We start from the raw sequence: 23,148 nt of genomic DNA on the forward strand, positions 1-23,148 counted from the left end.
TGTGGTCGCGCGGGGCCCGGACCGGTCCGCACGCCCCGGAGGCCCTCCCCGACGGGGCGTCGGGGAGGGCCTTCGGGGGAGGTTCCGGGGCAGGCGCCTCGCTACGGCTGGTGGACCCGGGAGCCGGCGCGGGTGCGCCGGCGCAGGGCCGGCGGCGGGGTCGGCGGGACCGGGGGCGCCGACGCGAGCAGCGCCGCCAGCCGGGCCGGGGTCGGGTGCCGGAACACCTCGCGCAGGGTCAGCTCCCGGCCCAGCTCCGCCCTGATCCGGTTGACCAGGCGGACCGCCAGCAGGGAATGCCCGCCGGACTTGAAGAAGTTGTCGTCCGGACCGAGCTGCCCCCGCTCCAGCACCTCGGCGAACAGCCGCAGCAGTGCAGGAGCCAGCCCGCCGGTGCCGTCCGCGGCGGGTGCCGGGCCGTCAGCCCGCCCGGCGGCGCCCCGGTCCCGGTCCGAAGCCCGGTTCCGGTCCGCCGAAGCCCGTGCCGCGGACCCGGACTCGGACGCGGGCCGCGCGGGGCCCGCATCCGGGGCAGGGACCGGTCCCGGCGAGGACGCCGGCCCCGCCCCCGACAGGAGGTGCACCGCGGAGGGGACGGCGTACTCCGGCAGGCGCTCCGCCGCCCACTCCTGCAGGGCCGCCTCCGTCAGCTGCGCGGCCACGGGATCCTCCCGGTCCAGCACCTCCGCGACCAGCCGGTCCTCCACCACGCGGACCCGCGCCCCCGCCACCGCGGGATGCTCCGCGAGCACCGCCGCGACGTGGTCCAGGTCGATCCGGTAGCCGCCGGCCAAGGGCCGAGCCCCCCGCCGGTCCGCCGGAGCCGGGAGGTCCCCGACCCGTCGGCCCGGGTCGGCGCCGAACAGCTCCAGCGCGGCTACGAGCAGCCCGGCCAGGCGCTGGGCCCCGGCCTCCCCGTACAGGTCGGTGGCGTACTCCAGCACGCCCGACAGGCCGCCGTCGGCGCGTTCCGTCAGGGCGAACGTCAGGTCGGACTTGGCGGTCGCCGAGCCGTACGGCAGCTCCGCACCCGCCAGCGGCCCCCCGGCGGCGGCGTCCGCGCCCCCGTCGGCCCGGTTGACCTGGAGCATCACCTGCACCAGCGGGTGGTGGGCCGCGGACCGGAGCGGGTTCAGGTGCTCCACCAGCAGGTCGAAGGGGAGTTCCTGGTGCGCGTACGCCGCCAGGCCCGCCTCCCGGACCCGCCCGAGGAGCTCCGCGAAGGTGGGGTCGCCGCTCGTGTCCGTGCGCAGGACCAGGGTGTTCACGAAGAAGCCGACCAGTCCCGACAGGGCGTCGTCGCCGCGCCCGGCGACCGTCGTGCCCAGGGCGAGGTCCGTGCCCGCGCCGAGCCGGGTCAGGGCCGCGGCGAGCGCCGCCTGCACCACCATGAAGAGCGTGGCGCCCTGGCCGTGCGCGAAGCGGGTCAGCCGGGCGTGGGTGTCCGCGGACACCGAGAAGGCGGTGAGCGCGCCGTGCCCGGAGGGCTCGGCCGGCCGGTGCCGGTCGGTCGGCAGATCGATCAGCGGCGGCATGCCGGCCAAGGTCCGCTGCCAGAAGTCCAGTTCGGGCCGGGCGTCGGCGAGCAGCTCCCGCTGCCACAGGGTGTAGTCGGCGTACTGGACCGGCAGCGCCGGCCACTCCGGGGCCCGGCCGGCCCTCCGCGCCTCGTACGCCGCGGCCAGGTCCGCGAGCAGCGGCCCCGTGGACCAGCCGTCGGCCGCAATGTGGTGCAGCAGGAGGACCAGCGTCTGCGGCCCTTCCCCGTCCGGCAGGAACAGCCAGGCCCGCAGCGGCAGATCGCGGGCCAGGTCGAAGACGTGCCCGGCCGCCTCGTCCACGGCGGCCCCGACGTCCTGGGGCCGCGCCAGCTCCAGCTGCGGCCGCGCCCGCTCCAGCACGCGCTGGTACGGTTCTCCGCCCTCGGCCCCGTACACCGTGCGCAGTACCTCGTGCCGGGACACCACGTCGGCCAGGGCGTCGGCGAGCGCCGCCGGGTCCAGCGGCCGGTCCAGGCGCCGCACCAGGGCGATGTTGTAGGCCGGGGACGGGCCCTCCAGCTGGTCCACGAACCACAGCCGGCGCTGCGCGGACGACAGGGGAAGCCGCTCGGGCCGCCGCTCCGCGGGAGCCAGGGCCGCCCGGGCGCCCGCCGGACCCGCCGCGGCCAGCCGCCGGTGCAGGCCCGCGGGCGTGGGCGCCAGGAACAGGTCCCGGATGCCCGCCTCCACCCCCAGCACCGCTCGCATCCGGTTCACGAGCTTGCTGGCGAGCAGCGAGTGCCCGCCCGACTTGAAGAAGTTGGCGTCGGCGCCGATCTCCTCAAGGCCCAGCACCTCGGCGAACAGCCCGCAGAGGATCTCCTCCCGGGGCGAAAGCGCCGTAGGCGCCGCAGCAGCGGGCCGGTCGGCCGCCGCCGCGGCGGCCGCTGCGAGCTGCTCGCGCCGCCGGACGAGGCCCGCCTCCTCCTCGGCCGTCACCAGTTCCAGCGCGCCCAGCCGGGCCTGCGGGGACCCCGCGAACGCACGGAGCGCCCGTACGTACACCTCCAGCAGCAGCCGCGCCGTCTCCCCGTCGAAGAGGTCCTCGGCGTACTGCACGTGCACGTCCAGCCCGTCCGGCGTGCCGTCCGCGCTCCGGCGCGCCGCGCAGTGGAAGGAGAGGTCGAACTTCGCGGCGCCGAGATCGGTGCTTGTGGCCCGGCCCCGGACACCGCCGAGCAGCACCGCGTCGTCCGCGGCCTCCTGCACGGTCAGCATCACCTGGAAGAAGGGGTGTTCGCCGAGCGCCCGCCCCGGTTCGGCCAGCTGCTCCACCAGGACGTCGAAGGGCAGGTCCTGGTGGTCGAAGGCGGCCAGGTCGGCGTCGCGTACCCGCTCGACGAACGCTCCGACGGCCGGGTCCCCGGACAGATCGGTGCGCAGCACCAGGGAGTTGACGAAGCAGCCCACCAGGTCGTGCAGGTCCTGGTCGGGCCGGCCCGCCACCGGGGTGCCGATCGCCAGGTCCTCCCCGGCACCCGCCGCCGACAGGGCCGCCGCCAGTGCGGAGCGGGCCACCATGAACAGGCTGGCCCGGCGGTCGCGGGCCAGGGAGAGCAGCCCGCGGTGCGCGGCGGCGTCCAGCCCGGCCGACACCGTCACCGCCCGCCCCGAGGGTTCGGCCGGCCGGGGCCGGTCCGCGGGGAGGACGGTCCGGGCGGGCAGCCCTTCCAGCGCCGTCCTCCAGAACCCGAGCAGCGCCGCCGGATCCGCCAGCAGCTCCCGCTGCCACAGCGTGTAGTCGGCGTACTGGACCGGCAGCGCCCGCCACTGCGGGGCCCGGCCCGCGCGCCGGGCCTCGTACGCCTCGCCCAGGTCCCGCAGCAGCGGGGCGATCGACCACCCGTCGGTGGCGATGTGGTGCACCAGCAGCACCAGGACCGCGGTGCCGTCCCCCGGCAGGAACAGCCGGGCCCGCAGCGGCGGGCGCAGCGCCAGGTCGAAGGGCTCCCGGCCGAAGCCGGCGACCAGCCTCTCCAGCTCCTCCGGAGCGCACGGCGCGACCTCCAGGGCCGCCGTCTCCAGTACGGTCCCGTCCGTGCCCAGCACCCGCTGGTACGGGTCACCGCCCTCGGAGCCGTACACGGTGCGCAGCACCTCGTGCCGTCCCACCACGTCTCCCAGCGCGGCGGCGAGGGCCGCCCGGTCCGGGACCTCCGCCAGCCGCAGCACCAGCGGGGCGTTGTAGGTAGCGGACGGCCCCTCCATCCGGTCCAGCAGCCACAGCGCCCGCTGCGCCGCCGACAGCGGGAGCCGCTCGGGCCGGCGGGCCGCGGCCGTCAGGGCGGGCCTGCTCCTGACCTCGCCGTCCAGTTCGGCGAGGCGGCGGTGGAGCGCGGTCGGGGTCGGAGCGAGGAAGAGGTCGCGGATGCCGAGCTCCAGGCCGAGCGCCCCCCTGATCCGGTTGACCAGCTTGCTCGCCAGCAGCGAGTGCCCGCCCGATTTGAAGAAGTTGGCCTCGGCGTCGAGGGCTTCGCGGCCCAGCACCTCGGCGAACAGTCCGCACAGGATCTCCTCGCGCGGAGACAGGACGTCGCGGCGCACCGGCCCGGCCGGCGCCGGAGCACCCGCTTCCGGGGCGGCCGCGGCGTGCCGGGCGGCCAGCGCCCGGGACTCCCCGGCCGTCACCAGGTCCAGCCGGCCCAGCAGCCGGCCGGGGTCCTGTGCCGAGGCGGCGAAGGCGGCGAGGGCCCGCACGTACACGTCCAGCAGCAGTTGCGCCGTGTCCGCGTCGAAGAGGTCCGTCGCGTACTGCAGGGAGACGTCGATGCCGTCGGGAGCACCGTCCGCGGTGTGCCGCTCCGCGCAGTACCAGGTGAGGTCGAACTTGGCCGTGTCCAGACCGACGTCCTCCAGCCGGCCGCCGATCCCGCCGGCCAGCTCCACCCGCCCGGACGCCCCGGACGCCCCGGAACCCGAGTCCACGGTCAGCATCACCTGGAAGACCGGGTGGTGGCCCAGGGCCCGTTCCGGTGCGAGCTGCTCCACCAGCAGGTCGAAGGGCAGTTCCTGGTTCTCGTAGGCCGCCAGGTCGGCGTCCCGCACCCGCCCCAGCAGTTCGCCGACCGAGGGGTCCCCGGACAGGTCCGTGCGCAGGGCGAGGGAGTTGACGAAGAATCCGACCAGGTCGTACAGGTCCTCGTCGGGCCGGCCTGCCACGGGGGTCCCGATCACGACGTCGTCGCCCGCCCCGGTGGCCGACAGGGCCGCCGCCAGTGCGGTGCGCGCCGCCATCGTCAGGCTCGCCCGGTGGCCGCGGGCCAGGGCGAGGAGCCCGCGGTGGCCGGACGCGTCCAGCCGGGAGGTTACGACGGCACCCCGGCCCGAGGGTTCCGCCGGGCGGGGCCGGTCGGCGGGCAGAGCGAGGACAGGCGGGGCCCCGGCCAGGACCGCCCGCCAGTGCTCCGCCTGCTCGTGGGCGAGGCTCTCCGGGTCGGCGGGGTCGCCGAGCAGCTCGTGCTGCCACTGGCTGTAGTCCGTGTACTGGACCGGCAGCGGCTCCCGGTCCGGTGCCCGCCCCGCGAGGCGGGCCGCGTAGGCCTCGGACAGGTCGCGCAGCAGCGGGCGCAGCGACCACCCGTCGGTGGCCACGTGGTGGATGAGCAGGACGAGTACCGAGGTCCCGTCGCCCGGGAGCAGCAGCCGGGCGCGCAGCGGCGGTTCGGCGGTGATGTCGATCGCCTGCCGGGTGAAGGCGGCTACGGCCGCGTCCAGTCCACCGGGCGGGCAGTCCGCGGTGGTCAGCCCGGGCACGGCGGCCGGCTCCAGCACCTGCTGGTACGGCTCCGCGTCGGCCCCGGTCCGCAGCACGGTCCGCAGCACCTCGTGCCGCTCCACTACGTCGGCCAGCGCCGCGGCGAGGGCAGCGGAGTCGGGAACCGCGTCCAGGTGCACGACCACGGGGGCGTTGTAGGTGGCGGACGGACCGTGCAGGCGGCCCAGGAACCACAGCCTGCGCTGGGCGAACGACAACGGGATCTCGGTCATGTCCTGGCTGTCCTAACTGTCCTGGCGCGCGGAGGCCGCGTCGGGGGTGGCGTCGGAGGCCGCCCCGGCGGTCGCCGTGACGAGCGTGTCGAGATGGGCGGCGAGGTCCCGCAGGCGGGGGTTGGCGTAGACCGCCTTCACCGGCAGGGCGACGCCCAGCTCGGCGCGCACCCGCGACACCAACTTGATCGCGAGGAGGGAATGCCCGCCCAGCTTGAAGAAGTTGTCGTCGGGCCCGATGCGGGGGGCGCCGAGCACCGCCGCCCACACACCCGCGATCAGGGACTGCGACCGGGTCAGCCCCTCGGTGACCGGGGCCTGCGCCGGGGAGCCGGCGGCCGGAGCGGGCAGCGCGGCCCGGTCCAGCTTGCCGTTGGTGGTGGTCGGGAAGCGGTCCAGGGCGACGAAGGCCGCCGGGAGCATGTAGGCGGGCAGGTTCACCCCCAGGTGCTCGCGCAGCACGCCCTCGGTGACCGCGCCGGCCGCACTGGACGCGGTGCGGTAGTACGCCACGAGCCCGGGCGCCCCGTGTACCTCGTCGAGGAGCAGGACGGCCGCCTCCGCGACCCCGTCGACCGCCGTCAGCGCGGCCTCGATCTCCGGGAGTTCGATGCGGTGCCCGCGCAGCTTGACCTGCCCGTCGGCCCGGCCCAGATACCCGAGCCGGCCGCCCGGCAGCAGACGCACCAGGTCGCCGGTGCGGTACATCCGCCCGCCGTACGAGGCCTCTCGGCCCGAGTCGGCGGTGAACCGCTCCGCCGTCAGGGCGGGCCGTCGCCGGTAGCCCCGGCCCACGCGGGGGCCGGCCAGGTACAGCTCCCCGCTGCCGCCCTCGGCGACCGGGTTCAGCTTCTCGTCGAGGACCCGCATGCGCAGGCCGGGCAGCACGCTGCCGATGTGCGGCTCGTCGGAGCCGTCGATCCAGCCCGCTGTGGAGTCCACCGTGCACTCGGTGGGCCCGTAGAGGTTCACCGTGCGCAGGACGCCCTGCGCCCCCTTCTGTGCGAGGCGCCGCCACAGCTCCGGGCCGATCGCCTCGCCGCCGATGAGGAGTGTCAGCGGCCGGGGCCCGCCGTGCGTGCTCAGCAGGTCGAGGAGCGGCTCGGCGTGGGAGGGGGTGATGTCCAGGTCGGTCAGGGCCTGCTCGTCGATGAAGCGGGCCAGCAGCGCGGGGTCGGCGCGGGTCTCCTCGTCGATCATCACCAGGGTGTCGCCGCGGCAGATCCGCACCCACTGCTGCACGGAGGCGTCGAAGGACGGCGAGGCGTTCCAGCCGACCCGGCCGCCGTCGGTGACCGCGATGTCCGCGCCCTCCAACTCGGCGAGCAGCGCGGAGGCGGCGCCCCGGCCGATCTCCACGCCCTTGGGGCGGCCCGTGGAACCGGAGGTGTAGATCACGTAGGCGAGCGTCCCGGCGGACACGGCCACCGGGGCGTACGCGGCGTCGGAGGCTCCGTCCGGCGCGGTCAGCTCGTCCAGGGACAGGTGCGCCGCACCGGCGGCGAGGTGCTCGGTGTCCGGGCCGGCCGTCACGACGAGGTCGGCGCCGGAGTCCTCGACCAGGTAGCGGCGCCGCTCGGCGGGCAGCTTCGGGTCGACCGGGAGGTAGGCGGCTCCTGCCGTCAGGGTGCCGATCAGCGCGGCCACGAGACCGGCGCCGCGCGGCAGGGCGAGGGCGACCACGCTCTCGGGCCCGATGCCGCGGGCCGCGAGACGGGAGGCGATCCGCATGGCCTCCGCGCGCAGCGCGCCGAAGGTCAGCTCGCCGTCCGCCGCGACGACGGCGGTCCGGGCGGCGGGGACCAGCGCGAGCCGGTCCAGCAGGTCCGCCGCCGCGGTGGGGGCCTCGTCCGGCAGGGACTCGAAGGTACGGGGACGCTCGGGAAGCACGGCGGTCATGACGGTCACTCCCCGACGAAGACGGTGGTGGACGGCTGGGTGGCGGGAGCGCAGTCGGCCAGGGCGACCGGCTCTCCCATGGCGACCAGGATCTTGCGGTCGCCCTTGTAGGCCTCGCGGCCGTGGGCGCACAGGATGTTGTCGACGAGCATCAGGTCGCCCTGCTGCCAGGTCTCGCGGACCGTGACCCGGTCGTACACCTCGTTGATCGCGTCGACCTCGGCGTCGGTCAGGCGCGTCCCGTCGCCCAGGTAGGTGTTGAAGGGCAGCCCGTCCTCGCCGTACGTCTCCACGAGCACCTCGCGGATGTCGGGGTCGAGGGTGCGGCTGTTCCAGAAGGCGAAGTGGTTGAACCAGGTCTTCTCGCCGGTGACGGGGTGGGTGACGATGGCCGACCGGCGCTGCCGGGTGATCATCGAGTCGTCCTCCTCGACCCACTCGTAGCCGACCGTGTTCTCCTCGCAGTAGGCCTCCGCGACGGACTTGTCCTCGGTGGCGAACGTCTTGTACCAGGGCAGGCCCGCGAGCTCCGAGTAGTTGCGCACGAGCAGCCAGCCGGCCCGGGCGAAGCGCTCCACCAGCTCCGGCGGCAGCAGGCGCAGCGCCTCCCGCATGTCGCCGACCGTGGTGGCGCCGCCCTCCTCGGGGGCGATGACGCAGCCGAACAGCAGCACGCCGGGGAAGTCGAGGGTGTAGCTGTTCTCGTTGTGGAGGCGGATCGGCTGCACGGCCGGCAGGTCGGTGGAGGAGAAGACGCCCTCGCCGAAGTCGGTGCGCGGGGTCGCCTTCTCCTTGTAGCCGGCGCGCTGCTGGATCAGGGCGTCACGGGCGGCGGCGAAGGTCGTCGCGTCCGAGACGGGCAGCCCGCGCAGCAGCACCGCACCCGAGCGGTGCAACTCGGCCTGGATGTCGGCCCGGTGGGCGTTGAGCCAGGCGACGGCCGTCTCCAGGTCGGCGCCGGCCGGGGTCTGGACGACGACGGGCTTGCCCGCCTCGCGGATCGGGCGGATGCCGGTCTCGGTGGGAGCGTCTGCGAACGTGGTCATGGAAAGTCCTTAAAACGGTGCGGAGTTGAGAAGGAGGGAAGGGCAGGCGGATCAGGCGGCCGATCCCGCCGTGGCCCGGCCGTCGACGGCGGAGCCGAGGACGGAGTCGAGAACGGCGAAGAACTCGGGCAGCTGCTGCTGGAAGTAGAAGTGGCCGCCGGGCAGCACGAACGAGGCGAAGGAGTGGTCGGTGATCCGGGCCCAGCGGTCCAGCGAGGCGGCCGGCGCGACCGGGTCGGCGTCCCCGCCGATCACCGTCAGCGGGCAGTCCACGCGGGCCTCGGACTCCTCGCAGCGGTAGACGTCGTCGATCGCGAAGTCGGCGCGGATGGGCGGGATGATGATCTCCCGCAGCTCCGGCTCGTCGAGGATGCCGTCGTCGGTGCCCCCTCGCTCCTTGATGGCGGCCACCAGCTCGTCGTCGTCAAGGCGTTCCGGGTGCACGGCACACGGGTTGGCGAGGAAGGGGGCCCGGCAGGCCGACGCGACCAGGGCCCGCGGGGTCCGGCCCGTCGCCTGCAGTGCCCGTACCACCTCGAAGGCGACGAGCGAGCCCATGCTGTGCCCGAGCACCACGAGGTCGTCGGTGGTTCCCGCCGGGAGCGAGGCCACGACGGGACCGGCCAGGTCGGCGATGGTACGGGGCAGGTCCTCCGCGAAGCGGGCGCCCCGGCCCGGGTACTGGCCGATCAGCAGCCGGACGTCGGCGGGGAGGTACTGGCGCCATTCGGCGTACGCGTGGGCGTTTCCGCCGGCGTGCGGCAGGACCAGAAGCGAGGTCCGCTGCGGGCCGTCACCCGGCAGGTCCCACACCACGTCGTCGGGCGCGGGCGTGAAGTCTGGGTACGTGTCGTTGCTCATGAGGAAGTCCGTTCCTGGTCGGGAGTGCGGCGGCGCAGCGCGGGCCGAGCCCGGCGGGGCGCCGCCGGCACGGATCCGCGCAGTCTTTCGATGTGCTGCGCGAGGGTGGCGGGCGTCGGGTGCTGGAAGACGTCGCGGAGGGTGAGGGGGACGTCGAGGGAGGCGCCGATCCGGTGGGTGAGGCGGGCGGCGAGCAGGGAGTGGCCGCCGTGGTCGAAGAAGTCGTCGTCGATGGAGAGCGGAGCCGCCGTGCCCAGGGCATCGACGAAGAGGGCGAGGAGCGCCGCCTCCAGCTCGGTGCGCGGGGCGCGCCCGCCGACGACGGCGGCCGCCTCGGGGACGGGCAGCGCCCGCTTGTCGATCTTCCCGTTCGGGGTGAGGGGCAGCCGGTCCAGCAGGACCACGAACGCCGGGACCATGTGGTCCGGCAGCAGCGTGCGCAGCCAGAGCCGGACGTCCTGGCCGGAGAGACCGGGCGCGGTCGTGACGAGATAGGCCGCGAGCTGGGGCGTGTTGTGGTGGTCGGGGTGGGTGGAGAGGGTGGCCTGGGCGATCTCCGGGTGACTGGTGAGGACGGTCTCGATCTCCGTCGTCTCCACGCGGAAGCCGCGGATCTTGATCTGGGTGTCGGTGCGGCCGGCGTAGTGGAGGTTGCCTTCGCCGTCCCAGTGGGCTTGGTCGCCGGTGCGGTAGAGGCGGGTGCCGGGGGGTCCGTAGGGGTTGGGGACGAAGCTTGTTGCTGTGGTGGTGGGTTGGGCGAGGTAGCCGTGGGCGAGGCCGTCGCCGGTGAGGTAGAGCTCGCCGATCGTGCCGGGGGGCGTGGGCCGCAGTCGGGTGTCCAGTACGTAGGCGTGCTTGTTGGTCAGCGGCCGGCCGATGGAGACCGTGCCCGCCGGTTCGTCCGTGGCCGGGATGGGGTGGGTGGTGGTGAAGCCCATGGATTCGGCGGGGCCGTAGCCGTTGGTGATGGTGAGCTGGGGATGGCGGGTGTGGAGGCGGTGGACGTGGGTGGGGGAGGCGGGCTCGCCTCCGGTGTAGACGATCCGTGTGGTGGCGAAGGTGTCCGGGTGTTCGTCGGTGAGGTAGTTGAAGAGGCTGGAGGACAGCTGGAGCATGGTCACGGCGTGACGTTGCGACAGTGCGGCGATGAGTGCGGGTTCGGGTCGTTGTCCGGGTTGGAGGACGGTGGTGCCGCCGTGGAGGAGGGCTCCCCAGAACTCGAGGCTGAAGGCGTCCCAGGAGACGGGGGAGCACTGAAGGAAGGTTTCCTCCGGGCCGAAGTGCGCGTAGGTCTGGGCGGTGATCGTGGAGACGAGGTTGCGGTGGGAGGACAGGATGCCCTTGGGGCGTCCGGTCGAGCCCGAGGTGAACATCACGCAGGCCACATCGGCGGGCGTCAGGGTGACACCCGGGCCGGTGGCCGGCTGCCGGCCGATGGCGTCGGCCTCGGAGTCCACGAGCACGCAGTCCCACGGTCCGGGCACCCGGGCGTGGTGCAGAGAGTCGGTGACCAGAACGCCCACCCCCGCGTCCCGCGCGGTACCTGCCAGTCGTTCGTCGGGGAACTCGGGGTCGAGGAGGGCGTATCCGGCGCCGGTCTTGAGGACGGCGAGGAGCGCTACGGCGAAGTCGGCGCCGCGGTCGAGGAGCACACCGGCCAAGTCGCCGCGCCGGAGGCCGCGTTCGGCGAGGTGATGGGCGAGCCGGTTGGAACGGGCGTCGAGTTCGGCGTACGTGAGTTCGTCCTCGCCGAAGACGAGTGCGCGGGCATCGGGGCGGATGCGGGCCTGCTCCTCGAAGCGGTCGACGAGGGTGGCCTCCCCGATGTCGGCACGGCGCCCGGTCCACTCCTCCAGCACCTGACACCGCTCGGCCGCGCCCAGCAACTCCAGCTCCGACAGCAGGACATCAGGTACGTCGACTACGTGCTCCAGAGTCCGGCGCAGCATCTGCGCCATGCGCTCCACGGTGGCGCGCTCGTACAGGTCGGAGCTGAACAGCACCGCCCCCGTCAGCGGCCCGTCCGGCTCCGCCCGCAGCAGGAACTCCAGGTCGAACTTGACCGCACCCGTCGCCAGCGGCTCCGCTGCCCCGGCCCGCAGGCCCGGGAGGTCCGGAGCGAGTTCCGGACCCGACTCCAGGGCCAGGCACACCTGGAAGAGCGGGTGCCGGGCTGCCGAGCGCGTCGGATTGACGGCCTCCAGCACCCTGTCGAAGGGGACGTCCTGATGGGCGAAGGCGTCCAGGTCGGCGGTCCGGACCCGGGAGAGCAGTTCCCGGAAGGCGGGATCGCCCGAGGTGTCGGTCCGCAGCACGAGGGTGTTGACGAAGAACCCCACCAGCTCCGACAGGGCCTCGTCCGTGCGCCCCGCGACCGGTGAGCCGAGGGGGACGTCCGTCCCCGCACCGAGCCGGGTCAGCAGCGCGGCCAGCGCGGCCTGCACCACCATGAACGGCGTGCACCGCTCGGCTCGCGCCAGCTCGACGATCCGCTTGTGCAGCCGGCGGCCGAAGTCCACGTGCACCGCCCCGCCTAGCTGCCCTGCCACCGCGGGCCGGGGCCGGTCGGTGACCAGCCCGAGCTCCTCCGGCAGCCCGGCCAGTGCGGACTTCCAGTACGCCAGCTGGCCGTCCAGCACCGAGCCGTCCGCCTGTGCCTCGCGCTGCCACAGCGCGTAGTCGGCGTAGTCCACGGGCAGCGGGTCCCAGTCCGGGGCACGGCCCTCGCGCCGGGCCGCGTACGCGGTCGACAGATCGTCGAAGAGCGGGCGTAGCGACTGGCCGTCGGTGGCGATGTGGTGCAGGAGGACGAGCAGGGTGGACTCGCTCTCACCGGTCCGCAGCAGGGACACGCGCAGCGGATGCTCGGCGGCCAGGTCGAAGGAGTGCCCGGACGCCGCCAGCAGTTCGGCTTCCAGGTCCTGCGGGGCCACCGCGAGGACCTCGAAGGCGGCAGGACCCGCCGGGTCGACGATCTGCCGGGGGTCGCCGTCCACGGTGGTGAACCGGGTGCGCAGCGGCTCGTGCCGGCCGACGAGGTCGCCGAAGGCGGCCCGCAGCGCCGCCACGTCCACGGCGCCGTCCAGCCGTACCGCCATCGGCACGTTGTACGAGGTCCCCTGCCCCTGGAGCTGGGACACCAGCCAGAGGCGCTGCTGGGCGAAGGACAGCGGCAGCTGCCCCGGCCGCACGGCGGCCCGGGTCAGCGGCGGCAGCGCGGGCCGGCCCGAAGCGGCCGTGATCTGGCGGGCCAGGGCCGCGGGGGTGGGGTGTTGGAAAACGTCGCGCAGGGTGAGGGTGACGCCGAGGGTGGCGCCGATCCGGTTGACCAGCCGGGCGGCGAGCAGGGAGTGGCCGCCGTGGTCGAAGAAGCCGTCGTCGATGGAGAGCGGGGCGGGGGAGTCGAGCACCTCGCTGACAAGGGTCCGGACGATCTCCTCCAGCTCGGTCCGCGGCTGGCGGCCACCCGCGTTCAGCGGCAGTTCGACGGCCGGCAGCGCCCGCTTGTCGATCTTCCCGTTCGCGGTGAGGGGCAGCCGGTCCAGTACCGCGAACTGCGCCGGGACCATGTGCTCCGGCAGCCGCTCGCGCAGCCACGTCTTCAGCTCGGCCGGGCCCAGCTCCGTGCCGGGCACGAGGGTGACGTAGGCCGTGAGATGGGTGGTGTGCACCAGGGTGGCCTGGGCGATGTGGGGGTGGCCGGTGAGGACGGTCTCGATCTCCGTCGTCTCCACGCGGAAGCCGCGGATCTTGATCTGGGTGTCGGTGCGGCCGGTGTAGTGGAGGTTGCCTTCGCCGTCCCAGTGGGCTTGGTCGCCGGTGCGGTAGAGGCGGGTGCCGGGGGGTCCGTAGGGGTTGGGGACGAAGCTTGTTGCTGTGGTGGTGGGTTGGGCGAGGTATCCGTGGGCGAGGCCGTCGCCGGTGAGGTAGAGCTCGCCGATCGTGCCGGGGGGTGTGGGGCGCAGTCGGGTGTCGAGGACGTAGGCGTGCTTGTTCGTGAGCGGCCGGCCGATGGACACGGTGGGCGCCGGACGGGCGGTGACGGGGATGGGGTGGGTGGTGGTGAAGCCCATGGATTCGGCGGGGCCGTAGCCGTTGGTGATGGTGAGCTGGGGATGGCGGGCGTGGAGGCGGTGGACGTGGGTGGGGGAGGCGGGTTCGCCACCCGTGTACACGATCCGGGTCGTGGCGAAGGCCTCGGGATGTTCGTCGGTCAGGAAGTTGAAGAGGCTGGAGGACAGCTGCAGCATCGTGACGCCCCAGCGCGGGGCCAGTGCGGCGATGGCTGCGGGTTCGGGTCGTTGTCCGGGTTGGAGGACGGTGGTTCCGCCGTGGAGGAGGGCTCCCCAGAATTCGAGGCTGAAGGCGTCCCAGGAGACGGGGGAGCACTGGAGGAAGGTTTCCTCCAGTCCGAAGTGCGCGTAGGTCTGGGCGGTGAGGGTGGAGACGAGATTGCGGTGGGAGGACAGGATGCCCTTGGGGCGTCCGGTCGAGCCCGAGGTGAACATCACGCAGGCCACATCGGCGGGCGTCAGGGGGATGCCGAGGGAGCCGGACGACCGGCCGTCGATGGCCTCGGCCTCGGAGTCCACCAGCACGGTCGCCCAGGGCCCACTGCCCACCCGGGCGTGGTGCGCCCCGTCACTCACCAGCACACGCAGGCCGGCCTGGGCGGCCGTACCCGTCAGCCGCTCGTCGGGGAACTCGGGGTCCAGGAGGGCGTATCCGGCGCCGGTCTTGAGGACGGCGAGGAGGGCTACGGCGAAGTCGGTGCCGCGGTTGAGGAGCACACCGGCCAAGTCGCCTCGTGTGAGGCCTCGTTCGGTGAGGTGATGGGCGAGGCGGTTGGAGCGGGCGTCGAGTTCGCCGTAGGTGAGCTCCTCTTCGCCGAAGACCAGGGCGCGGGCATCTGGGCGGATGCGGGCCTGCTCCTCGAAGCGGTCGACGAGGGTGGCCTCCCCGATGTCGGCACGGCGTCCGGTCCACTCCTCCACGACCTGACGACGCTCGACGGCATCCAGCAATTCCAGCTCGGAGAGCGGGACTTCGAGCTCCGAGTCCAATGCAGCCGTCACGAACCGGAGGAACCGCTCCTGATGTCCGGCCACCGCCGCCAGGTCGCAGACCTGCGGGGCCGCGTCGAAGTCGATGCGCAGCCCGCCCTCGGGCCCCAGGTCGTAGACGCCGACCGCCAGGTCCTCCACGGGACCGTTGCTCATGTTGTGCTGCGTCGTCGGGAAGCCGCAGAACCGCATCCCCGGCGTGAAGGCCATGATGTTGACCAGCGGGGCCGTGATCCGCCGCTCCGACTCGCCGACACCCAGGTCCCGGCACATGTCCTCGTACCGGGTGCGCTGGTGCGCCAGGCCCTGCCGGGTCTCCTTGACCACGGCCGTCAGCAGCTCGGCGAGCGTCCCGTCGGGAGCCACGGGTACCCGCAACGGCACCACGTTCGACATCATCCCCGGTGTGCGCCGGGCCAGTTCCGTGCGCCGCCCCGTCACCGGAAGCCCGAGCACCGGCTCGGTGCTCCCGCTCACCCGGTGCACGTACGCCGCCACGAGCGCGATCACCAGCATCGTCCACGGTGCCCGCTGCGACCGGGCCGCCTCCCGGAGCCGGTCCGCCCGGTCCGGTGGCAGCACCACGGTGCGCCGTACGAAGGGCAGCGCGCCCGGCGCCGGTCCGCCGCTGTGGCCCTCGCCGAGCCGCGGGGTCTGCGGAAGCCCCGCGAGGTGCCCGGCCCAGTGCGCCCGGTCCGCCGCCGCCTCCGGGGACGTACGGTACTGCGCGTCCTCTGCGTACAGGACCTCCAGCGTCCCGAACGGGCTCGGCCCCCAGGACTCGCCGGCCGCGCCCCGCTCGTACAGCTCCACCAGCCGCTGGTCCATCAGGGCGACGCCCAGGCCGTCGACGGCCAGGTGGTGGAAGGCGTGGAAGTAGAACCAGCGCCGTTCGCCGCCGGGCGCGGTTCCCGCGTCGATCAGGAGGTGCCGGGTCAGCCAGCCGTCCGCCAGGTCGAAGGGCCGGGCCAGCTCCGCGTCCATCAGCTGCCGGGCCGCTCCGACGGGGTCCGTCTCGCCGCTCAGGTCCAGCAACTCCAGCCGCCGGTCGCCCGGTTCGGCGCGGACGAGCTGCCACAGCCCGCCGTCCTCGTCCGCGGCGGTGCCGTGGATGCGCAGCGCGTCCGCCTCGCGGGCCAGCTGGTACCAGGCCCGCGCGAGGAGCCCGGGATCGAGGTCTCCCAGGATCTCGCGGAACTCCCCGATGTTGTAGCGGCAGCCGGAAGCGTCCAGCCCGTGGGCCATCCAGATGTCGCGTTGCGCCGCCGACAGCGGCAGCCGCGCAGCGACCGGCACGTGCGCGGTACTGCTCGATTCAGCGGGCTTGGGGGACATTCCGGTGCTCCTCAACATGGTCTCCGTGACGGGCGGTCGAGCGGGGCCCGGACGCCGGTCCGGGTTCTGCCGTGCGGTCCGGCCGTACGCCATACAACCGGCGGGCCCGCGGGCCCTGCGGCAGTTGCTCCGGCACTCGGCCAGCAGTTCAGGCGGCAGTGGCAGTGGCAGTGGCAGTGGCAGTGGCAGTGGCGGAACGCGGCCCCGGGGCGGAGGCCCGGCACGCGGCCCGGACCAGACCGAGGACCCGGAAGCAGGCGGGGCCGCCCTCGTGCGCGGCCCGCACCACACCGCTGAGGAGCAGCTCGCGCAGCAGCCGCCCGGTCTCCGCCAGGCCGCCGCCGGTGAGGCCGGTGATCCCGGCCAGCTCGAACTCCTCCCCGGGCCGGTCGCACAGGGCCTCCAGCAGGTCCCGAGCGGCCGGCGTGAGCCGGTCCAGCCGGTGGAGCAGCACACCGCGGAACCCGTCCGCCCCCGCCCGGCCGCCCAAGTGGTCGAGCAGGGCCACCGGATCCTCGTCGAGGCTGTCGCACAGCGCGCGCAGATCGCACACGACCAGCCAGGAGGCGGCCGCGGCCAATGCTCCCGGATGCCCGTCCAGCCGACGGCAGACCCATGCCGCCCGCTCCGTGTCGCCCGCCGTCGGGGCGGACTCCGGGCGGACCCGCCGGACGTGGTCGAGGAACAGCCTCACCGAGGGGGCCGAGGTGTCCACCGCTCCGGCCGCGGGCACCTCCAGAGGTGCCAGCAGGAAGATCCGCTCACCGGGCACCTCCCACGGCCGGTCGGAGGTCACGAGCAGCCGCAGCCCGGGGCAGGCCCGCAGCAGGCCCATCAGCCGGTCGCAGCGGGCCGTGCCGGCCGGAACGCCGTCGAGCACCAGCAGCACGCGCTGGTCCCCCAGCAGTTCCGCGAGCGCCCCGACGGCGCCCGGCGACCCCGGGGCGGCTGCGGTGCCGGTCCCGGAGCTTGTTCCCGTGCTCGTCCCGGTGCCCGTACCGGTGTGCCGCATCCCGTTCACCGGTGCGAGCAGCTCGTCGACCGCGGCCGCGACCCGCGCCGCGGGCTCGTCGTCCGCGCATCCCAGGTGGTCGGCCGCCGTACCGGGGAAGGCGTGCCAGAGCACCGGCATCCCGGCCGAGTGGAGCCGCTCGGCCACGGCCAGCGCCAGCCGCGTCTTGCCCACGCCGGCCAGCCCCACCAGGTGGACCAGCCGCTCCGCGCCCGAGGAGAGTTCCCGCTCCAGCCCCGCCAGCTCCGCTTCCCGGCCCACGATCGGGTGCAGGGCCGTGGGCGGGGCGGGCGGCTGCTCCCAGCCCGCACCGGTGGCCCGTCCCCGCTGGACGGCCGCCTCGAGCGAGGCCCGGGCCCGCGGTCCCAGCCGCAGTGCGTCGGCCATCAGGCGCAGGGTCTCGGGTCGGGGCCGTCTCGCCTTGCCCTGCTCCAGATCGCGGATCGCGCGGACGCTGATGGTGGACAGGTCGGCCAGCTCCTGCTGGGTGAGCCCGATCCGCAGCCGGTGGGCCCGGATCAGGACACCCAGCCGGGTGGCCTCCTGTGCGAGGGGTACTGCGGCGGCGACGGCCGTGCTGTGCATGTGCGCTCCCGGCGGTGGTGGTGGGGAACGACGGGGCCTGGGGTGGTGCGGCCCGGTTCCTGGCTCCCATCGTCGGCAGGGCGCTATCGCCCCGGCATCCCCGGACGTACCGCCTCCGGAAGGCCGTCCTATCGCGGTGCGGGCCAGCCGGCGTCGCCCTCGCGCCGCTGCCGACGGGCGGGCCGACGGCTATCACCCCACGGGCCGACGGCTATCACCGCGCGGGGATGCCCGTGATAGCGCGGGGATAGGGCCGGGGGCGGTGCGGGGATTCCGGCCCTTCCTAATGTCTGTCCCAGAACGAAGGAAGCGCCCCGGAAAACCGGAGCGCACCGACGAAAGGACCTGGAAATGAAGCTCGCCACCGCCTTCCGCGCCGCCCTCGTCACCGTCGCCATCGCCGGTGCCGCCGTGTTCGGCGCCCAGGCCGCCCAGGCCGACGGCCCGGTCACCCCCGCCACCACGGCCGGCAACCCGGCCCCCCAGGCCACCCCGTCGCCGAGCACCACCACGAAGACCAACCCGTGGGACTGACGTCCCCCGCAGGGCCCCGGCGTCAGACCCCGACGGGCCGGGCCGGCAGCGCGGCAGAACCCAGCAGCCGCATCGCTTCGCCGAGTTCGGCGTCCATCCGCCGGTCGCGGAAGACCCGTACCGAACTCTCCAGCAGCTCCCGCGACCGCGAGCGCTCACCGGCGCCGCCGCTCGCGACCAGCAGCCTCGCCAGATCCAGCCGCACCAGCGCCGCCCCGCCCTGGTCCATGATCTGCTCCCGGACCGACAGCGCCTGGGCGTAGAAGCCCCGAGCGGCCTCACCCCGGCCCAGCTCGGAGTGCGCGTGGCCCAGATCCCGCAGCAGGTGCCCCTCACCTATCACGTCGCCGGTGTCCCGGCACAGCTCCAGCACCTCCGTGAACGTGCGCACCGCGAGCTCGTGTTCGCCGCGGGCCTGTGACAACTGGCCCGCTCTGCGCAGTGTTCTGGCCTGCCCGCCCGTGTACCCCACCGAACGGTAGATGCCGAGCGCCTCGTCCAGCCGGTCCTGCGCGGCCGAGACCTGGCCGCGCACCATCCAGATCTGCGCGCTCTGCGTCAGGACGATGGCCCGGCCCACCACGTCACCGACCCGGTCGAAATCCCGCAGCGCCCGGTCGTACAGGGTGAGCGCGCGGTCCTCGTTGCCCCGCATCCGCTCCAGCAGGGCCAGGTCGCGGTGGCACAGGGCCAGCCCGTGGGCGTCGTCCAGCTCCTGGAACAGTCCGAGCGCCGAGGTCAGCGCACTCCGGGACTCCTCCTGCTGGCTGCGGCCGAGGTACAGCACGCCGAGCGAGCTGAGCAGGGCCGCGGTGCCGCGCTTGTTGCCCGCCGCCCGGACGGTCTCGAGGGCGAGCTGGTGAGTGCGCTCCCAGTCGTCGAAGTAGCCCCGGCCCTCGAACAGGGTCGTCAGCGTCGTCGCCAGGTCCCAGCACAGCTCGTCCATCTGTGCCGCCGCCGCGTGCTCGACGGCCTGGACCAGGTTGGCGTGCTCGCTGTCGAGCCACTCCAGCGGATCCACGAGCAGTTCCTCCACGCACGGAGCGGGCGGCGCCCAGCGCGGTGCGCTGCCGTGGAGCACCGTGAAGTCGCCTCCGTAGATGCGCCGGTGGGCCTGCTCGGCCAGGGACAGCCATCCACCCAGCATGCGCCCGAGGGCCTCCCGCTGCGCGGCCGGCTCGTCGTGCGCGGCGAGCTGCTCCCGCGCGAACACCCGGATGATCTCGTGGAAGCGGTACCGGAACCCGCCGGTGGACTCCACCCCCACGACGTCCAGCATCTGTACGTCGACGAGCGGTTCGAGGAGGTCGGAGGGGAAGGGGCGGGCGTCGTCGAGCAGCGCCCCGGCCAGCCAGCCCGGCAGGGTGGGCCCCTTCGCGAGGCTGAGCAGCCTCAGCAGCCGTCGGTCCGCCGGAGCCAGCCCGTCGTGCGTGAGCGAGAGGCTCGCCCGCATCGTCATCTCGCCGTGGGTCAGTTCGTCGAGGCGGTGCCGCTCGTTGGCGAGGCGGTGGACCATCGAGGCCAGGGTCCAGTGCGGTCTGGCCGCCAGCCGGGCGGCGACGATCCGCAGGGCCAGCGGCAGTCCGCCCACCGTCCGGATCAGCGCCTCGGCGGCTACGCCCTCACGGCTCACCCGGTCCTCGCCGATCACCCGTGCGAGCAGTTCCCGCGCGTGCTCCGTGCTCATCACGTCGAGCTCCACGCGGTGCGCACCGGGCAGGCCGGTCAGCCGGACCCTGCTGGTGACGAGCACGGCGCAGTTCCTGCTCCCGGGCAGCAGCGGACGGATCTGGCTCTCGGACGCCGCGTCGTCGAGCACCACGAGCACCCGTCGCGTGGCCATCAGGGTGCGGTACATCTCGGCGCGCTCGTCCTGCGACTCGGGGATGACCGCGCCGGGGATGCCGAGTGCGCGCAGGAACCTGCCGAGCACCTCGCTGGAGGTCGCGGGCGTGCCGGTGCCGCGCAGGTCGCAGTACAACTGGCCGTCGGGAAAGGCGTCTTCGCTCAGCCGGTGCGCGATGTGCGTCGCCAGAGTGGACTTTCCGGTGCCGGGCTTGCCGACGATCACCGCCAGCCCGACCGCCCGGCCGCCCTCCCCGAGCAGGGTCCGCTCTATCCGGTCGATCTGCATCTCGTCGCCGACGAAATCTGAGGTGTCGGCCGGGAGTTGGCGTGGAATCTCCTCCCGGTGCGCCACGGCTCCCGGTCCCGGCGGGAGTGCGGACGGTTGCGGCGCGGAGTGCCCCGCCCCGGTCGCGACGGCAAGCCCGTCCGCGGCGGCGGGGGCCGGTGGAGCCGCGGGACCGGCGCCGATGGCCCGAGTTGCGCCCGCGCTGGTCGTCGGCGCTGCACCTGTCACCGCACCCGCGTCGGCGCCCGCACCCGTGCCGGGCTCCGTGCTCTCGGCGCCGTAGCCGGCGTCCGCGGGCCGGGACGGCGAGGCCACCTCCCCGGCGAGAATGGCTGATTCCAGTGCCCTCAGTTCCGGTCCCGGCTCCAGGCCGAGCTCCTCCACCAGCAGCTCGCGCCCGACCCGGTAGCTCTCCAGGGCCTCGGCCTGCCGCCCCGATCGGTACAGGGCGAGCATCAACTGCCCGCGCAGCCGCTCCCGCAGCGGGTGGACCCGTACGAGCAGCTGGACCTCGCCGACGAGCTGGTGGTGCCGGCCCAGCTCGAGCTCCAGCCCGATCCTGGTCTCGGTCACCGTGAGGCGCTCCTCGTCCAACTGGAGGGCCTTGCTGCGAAGGGTGTCGCTCGACACCCCGCTGAGACAGTTGCCCTGCCACAACTCGCCTGCTGTACGCAGCAGTTCCGCGGCCCTGCCGAGCGCGCCCTGCTTGGCCAGCGCGCGAGCCTCGGCGACGGTCCGGGCGAACAGGGCCGAGTCGACGAGGTCGCCCTCCGTCTTGAGGACGTACCCCGGCGGCCGGGTGGTGATCGCGGCGGGGACGGCCGCCGTACTGAACAGCTTGCGCAGCCGCGACACGCAGATCTGCACCTGGGTGCGGGCCGTGTCCGGGGGCTCGTCGTCCCAGATCAGATCGACGAGATAGTCGGTGCTGACCACGCGGTTCGCCTCGAGCAGCAGTGCGGCCAGGATGACCTCCTGCCGGCCAGGGGGAACGCGTACCGGTCCGTCGAGTCCGGTCACCTGCAAGGGCCCGAGAAGCCGGAACACCACAGAATCGGGGGTCGGCGGCATCCCGCCGGGTAAAGCGGTCATGGGACTCCCAGCTGGGGGCATGCCTGATCCCGCTCGCGGCGCGTGCACGACGCGGTTGAGACGGGAGGGAATTCGGGTGGAGCGGGGGTCAGTCTTCCCGAACGTGTCTGCGGTTGTCCATGGTGTGGAGATTTCATGGCGATGAACGGGATCGTGCAGTTCAGGCCAGCACGACCCGGCGCGGATCCGTGCGGTGCGACCGCGGCGATAGGGAGGGGATAGCCCCGAGTTGCGGGCCCGGAGGACGGTGTACCTGCCACCCCCGAAGGGGAGGCGGCCGTACGAAAGGACCCTCATGACCAGCCGGCACCCGAGGCGGATCCCGCCCAGCCCCGTGATCACCGACGCCGGGGTCGACCACGTCCGCCTAGCGTACGACTACCTCGACAGCGGGGACACCGACGGCTACGGCTCCCTCCTGCACGCGGGCAGCCTCGGACCCGGCCTCGAAGCCCCCCGGGGCGAGGGCTCCCGGCACCACATCACGCGGATCGTCGCCGAGGGGGACTGCGTGGTCGCGATGGGCCGCCTCGTACCGCAACAGCGGGACTTCGTCGACGTGTTCACCCTCTCGGACGAGGGCATGCTCCGTGCTTGTCGACGCTACTACTCCACTCCGTAGCCGTCTTTCCGCACTCGTTGCAACCGAGCTGCAACTGAACTGCATGGAGGCGCTGTTCGACAGTCTCCTCCGTTGTTCGCCCCGTGAACGCGCTGTAACTTCGGACCCGTTCAGAGATCGCCGAACACCGATTCACGGGGGATTCATCATGAACGAGAGCAACGGCGGCTTCTCCGACGGAGGACTGCGCAAGGTGCGTGACGCGCTGACGCGATATGTCGACTCCGGGCAGATACCCGGCGTGGTCGCTCTGGTCGGCCGCAACGGCCACACGCACGTCGAGACCGTCGGAACGATGGCTCACGAGGGCGGAGCGCCGATGGCCCGGGACACGATCTTCCGGATGGCCTCCACCTCCAAGCCGGTCACCATGGCGGCGTCGATGGCCCTGCTCGACGACTGCCGCCTGCGGCTGGACGACCCGGTGGACCCCTGGCTTCCCGAACTCGCCGACCGCCAGGTCCTGAAGCGGATCGACGGCCCGGTCGAGGACACCGAACCCGCCCGGCGTCCGATCACCGTCCGGGACCTGATGACCTCCACCTTCGGGCTCGGCATCGACCTGACCGCACTCGGAACCCCGATCATGAACGCGGTCTTCGCGAGCGGAATCTTCAGCCAGGGCGTCACACCGCTGCCCGAGCCCGACGCATGGATGCGCCTCATCGGCACCCTGCCGCTCATGCGCCAGCCGGGCGAGCACTGGCAGTACCACCTCAGCCACGACGTCCTCGGTGTCCTCGTGTCCCGGGTCACCGGCCGCCCGTTCGAGACGTTCCTGCGCGAGCGGATCCTCGATCCCCTCGGGATGAAGGACACCGCCTTCCACGTGCCCGCCGAAAAGATCGACCGACTGCCCCCCTGCTACGCACCCGACCCCGCGACCGGCGAGTTCACCGTCTGGGACGAGGCGAAGACCGGACAGTACAGCGCGCCGGTGGCCTTCCAGGCGGGCGGCGGCGGACTGGTCTCCACCGCCGACGACTACCACGCCTACTTCCGGATGCTCCTCGACCACGGCATGCACGGCACCGAGCGGATCCTTTCCCGGCCCGCAGTCGAGCTCATGACCACCAACCGCCTCACCACCGAGCAGGAGGCCGCACGGACGGCCCTTGCCCGCGGCGCCGTCCACGTGTCCTTCGGCCAGGGACAGCAGGGCGGCTGGGGCTACGGAATGGCAGTGCGCACCTACCGCGCCGACTACGCGCCGCTGGGTCAGTTCGGCTGGGACGGCGGAACCGGCACCTCTGCCTACGCCGACCCGGAGAACGGCCTGACCGGCATCCTGCTCACGCAGGTCGGGCTGACCACCCCGGCTCCGGCGCGGCTCATCCACGACTTCTGGACCACCGTCTACCAGGCCATCGACGCCTGACAGCCCTCGGGGGAGCACCCCGGGGCCGGTTCGTCTCCCGCAACCGGCCCGGGGCGCGC

10 protein-coding genes are annotated in these 23,148 nt (G+C 73.7%); 3 read left to right on the top strand and 7 right to left on the bottom strand.

All coding sequences use genetic code 11. From position 1 onward, the window contains the following. Positions 1 to 101: 101 nt before the first annotated feature. The 6 genes from NLX94_RS31345 to NLX94_RS31370 form a co-directional block, all read right to left on the bottom strand. Positions 102 to 5,528 (bottom strand): condensation domain-containing protein, encoded by a 5,427-nt coding sequence (locus NLX94_RS31345; protein WP_254386504.1) that lies wholly within the window; start codon positions 5,526 to 5,528, stop codon positions 102 to 104. Positions 5,529 to 5,540: 12 nt separating this feature from the next. Next, positions 5,541 to 7,427 carry a non-ribosomal peptide synthetase gene (locus tag NLX94_RS31350; protein ID WP_254386505.1) on the bottom strand — a complete coding sequence of 629 codons (1,887 nt, stop codon included), beginning with the start codon at positions 7,425 to 7,427 and terminating at the stop codon, positions 5,541 to 5,543. A gap of 5 nt (positions 7,428 to 7,432) precedes the next feature. Continuing rightward, positions 7,433 to 8,473, bottom strand: a complete 1,041-nt coding sequence (locus NLX94_RS31355) for a TauD/TfdA family dioxygenase (protein ID WP_254386506.1) — start codon at positions 8,471 to 8,473, stop codon at positions 7,433 to 7,435. A 51-nt stretch (positions 8,474 to 8,524) separates the two neighbouring features. Beyond that, complete coding sequence (locus NLX94_RS31360; protein ID WP_254386507.1) at positions 8,525 to 9,334, bottom strand: thioesterase II family protein; 810 nt, start codon at positions 9,332 to 9,334, stop codon at positions 8,525 to 8,527. Continuing rightward, positions 9,331 to 15,732, bottom strand: coding sequence for a non-ribosomal peptide synthetase (locus NLX94_RS31365; protein ID WP_254386508.1), 6,402 nt, complete (start codon positions 15,730 to 15,732; stop codon positions 9,331 to 9,333). The genes NLX94_RS31360 and NLX94_RS31365 overlap by 4 nt, the downstream gene beginning before the upstream one ends. A gap of 148 nt (positions 15,733 to 15,880) precedes the next feature. Then, positions 15,881 to 17,329 carry a helix-turn-helix domain-containing protein gene (locus tag NLX94_RS31370; RefSeq protein ID WP_254386509.1) on the bottom strand — a complete coding sequence of 483 codons (1,449 nt, stop codon included), beginning with the start codon at positions 17,327 to 17,329 and terminating at the stop codon, positions 15,881 to 15,883. 351 nt (positions 17,330 to 17,680) lie between these two features. On the opposite strand from NLX94_RS31370, the gene NLX94_RS31375 reads away from it, so the two are divergent. After that, positions 17,681 to 17,863 carry a hypothetical protein gene (locus tag NLX94_RS31375; RefSeq protein ID WP_254386510.1) on the top strand — a complete coding sequence of 61 codons (183 nt, stop codon included), beginning with the start codon at positions 17,681 to 17,683 and terminating at the stop codon, positions 17,861 to 17,863. Between the two features lie 22 nt (positions 17,864 to 17,885). On the opposite strand, the gene NLX94_RS31380 is transcribed toward NLX94_RS31375, so the two are convergent. Further along, positions 17,886 to 21,089: a BTAD domain-containing putative transcriptional regulator gene (locus NLX94_RS31380; RefSeq protein WP_254386511.1), complete on the bottom strand. Its 3,204-nt coding sequence runs from the start codon at positions 21,087 to 21,089 to the stop codon at positions 17,886 to 17,888. Positions 21,090 to 21,384: 295 nt separating this feature from the next. On the opposite strand from NLX94_RS31380, the gene NLX94_RS31385 reads away from it, so the two are divergent. Together NLX94_RS31385 and NLX94_RS31390 are read left to right on the top strand one after the other, a co-directional pair. Beyond that, entirely contained in the window at positions 21,385 to 21,711 is a 327-nt protein-coding gene (locus NLX94_RS31385) for a nuclear transport factor 2 family protein (protein ID WP_254386512.1), read from the top strand. A 148-nt stretch (positions 21,712 to 21,859) separates the two neighbouring features. Further along, the gene (locus NLX94_RS31390) at positions 21,860 to 23,089 is read left to right on the top strand and encodes a serine hydrolase (protein ID WP_254386513.1); all 1,230 of its coding nucleotides are present in this window, start codon (positions 21,860 to 21,862) and stop codon (positions 23,087 to 23,089) included. Positions 23,090 to 23,148 lie beyond the last annotated feature (59 nt).

The organism is Streptomyces sp. TBY4 (genome assembly GCF_024213195.1).
Taxonomy (GTDB): domain Bacteria; phylum Actinomycetota; class Actinomycetes; order Streptomycetales; family Streptomycetaceae; genus Streptomyces.